Annotated in this window: 2 protein-coding genes; one reads left to right on the top strand and one right to left on the bottom strand. The window is 68.5% G+C overall.

What is annotated here, in order from left to right:
• Positions 1-32: 32 nt before the first annotated feature.
• The gene (locus LOY02_RS17990) at positions 33-572 is read right to left on the bottom strand and encodes a PadR family transcriptional regulator (RefSeq protein ID WP_317183743.1); all 540 of its coding nucleotides are present in this window, start codon (positions 570-572) and stop codon (positions 33-35) included.
• Positions 573-662: 90 nt separating this feature from the next.
• On the opposite strand from LOY02_RS17990, the gene LOY02_RS17985 reads away from it, so the two are divergent.
• Positions 663-1,799 carry a serine hydrolase domain-containing protein gene (locus LOY02_RS17985; protein ID WP_317183742.1) on the top strand — a complete coding sequence of 379 codons (1,137 nt, stop codon included), beginning with the start codon at positions 663-665 and terminating at the stop codon, positions 1,797-1,799.
• Positions 1,800-1,840: the final 41 nt, after the last annotated feature.

Here is a 1,840-nt window from a genome sequence, read left to right as displayed (position 1 = left end):
ATGATCCACAGGGGCCGGTCGCGGCTGGATCGTCAGCGCTCGGGCGACTCGAGCCGAGCGAGATGACCCCGGAACCAGTCGAGTGCCAGTCGGTGTGAGGCGATGCCGTAGTCCAGGGTCGCGAGCTGATGGGTCGCGACGTCGCGCTGGTCCTCCGGCACCTCGATGCTGTCGAGGCGACGAGCGAGGGCGAGCAGTACGGCGAGGTCGGACTCGATGCGAGCTATGACCTTTCGTAGCAGCGGTGCTCGCTCGGCGGGGGCGAGGAGGCCGAGGAAGAAGAGCCGGGGGAGCGCCGCGGTCTCGAGGTCCGGTCCGGCCAGCTCACCGGTCATCCATGACCGGAACTCCTCGCGACCCGAATCCGTGACGCGGTACACCTTCTTGCCACGCGCGCTCGGATCGACACTGGCCACCTCGATGAGGCCCTGGGCCAGGAGGCCGTCGAGGGCGCGTTTGATGCTTCCCGAGCTGGCGCTGTAGAAGAGCGAGACACCTGCCTCGAATGCCTTGACCAGGCCATAGAGGCTTTGGGGGGCGATGAGGAGCAGGCCGAGGATCACATGGGCCATGGCCGGCAGTCTAAGCCGTTGACTCTCACAGACATATCTACTAGACATATCTACGAGAGATATCGACCCATCTGGCTCGGGAGCATCCGCATGTCGCATGCCACTGGAAGAGCGTCGTCGCCGTCGGCCCGTGAGGAGGGCCGACTCCGCTCCAGCCTGGAGCGGATCGCGCACCGGCGCGCGGCCCGGCGCCACAGGAGCAACAGCAATGGCAACGGGCGCACCCTGCCGCCACCGCAGGTCCTGGTCCGTGCTCCCGGCTGGGAGTTCGAGTTCGGCGACGTGGACCGCCCGTTCCACGCGGCCAGCTCGGGCAAGCTCATGACGGCGGCTCTCATCGCGCGGCTCGTCGAGCGAGGCCGGTTCGGCTTCGACTCACCCATCGGTGCGGTGCTGCCCACCGCGGACGTCGCGAGGCTTCCCGCGGTAGCCGGCGTCGATGTGGCCGGCGATGTAGCGGTCGAGCACCTGCTGACGCACACGAGCGGGCTGCCGGACTTCTTCGAACCTCCACGGGGACACGAGACCGCGGCTTCGGCGACTGCGGCCGTCGTCGACCGCAACCGGCGCTGGTCGCCGGCGGAGCTTCTCGACGAGGCGCGGAGGCTTCCTGCGGTCGGGCCCCCCGGCGAGCGCTTCCACTACTCCGACACCAACTACGTCCTGCTCGGCCGCCTCGCCGAGGAGGCGGAGGGCGAGACCCTCTCGACCCTGCTGCGCCGGCACATCTTCGAGCCCAGCGGCATGGAGCGCAGCTCGACCCCGTATGACGCCACCCTCATCGCTGATGATCTCTCGGGGCTCGACGTCGCGCCCTTCTGGATCGGTCGCCATGAGCTCAGTCGCGCACACAGCGTCAGCCTGGACTGGGCAGGCGGCAACGTCGTCGGTCCACCCGATGACTTCGTGCGTTTCCAGCAGGCGCTGCACGGAGGGCGACTCATCTCGCCGGAGCATGTCGCCCACCTCGCACGGCCCCGCAACCGCTATCGCCGCGGTATCCACTACGGGGCAGGCACGATGACGCTCCGCTTCGGCGAGCTGCTACCACCGTTGATGCGCGGGCTTCCGGGGCCGGTCGGACACCTCGGCTTCTGGGCCACCCACGTCTTCCACTACCCCGAGCAGGACGCGCAGGTCGTGCTCAACTTCCACTCCGACCGACACATGAACCAGAGCTTCCGCATCCACGCCGGGATTGCCCGGCTCCTGTCGGCGTTGCGCTGAACGACGCGACGAGGGCGTTCGGGGCCACTCGACCGGGCGTT

It is taken from the genome of Intrasporangium sp. (assembly GCF_032907665.1).
In the GTDB taxonomy this organism is placed as follows: domain Bacteria; phylum Actinomycetota; class Actinomycetes; order Actinomycetales; family Dermatophilaceae; genus Intrasporangium.
The sequence above is the reverse complement of the archived record's forward strand: the minus strand, read 5'-3'. Positions and strand labels throughout refer to the sequence as shown.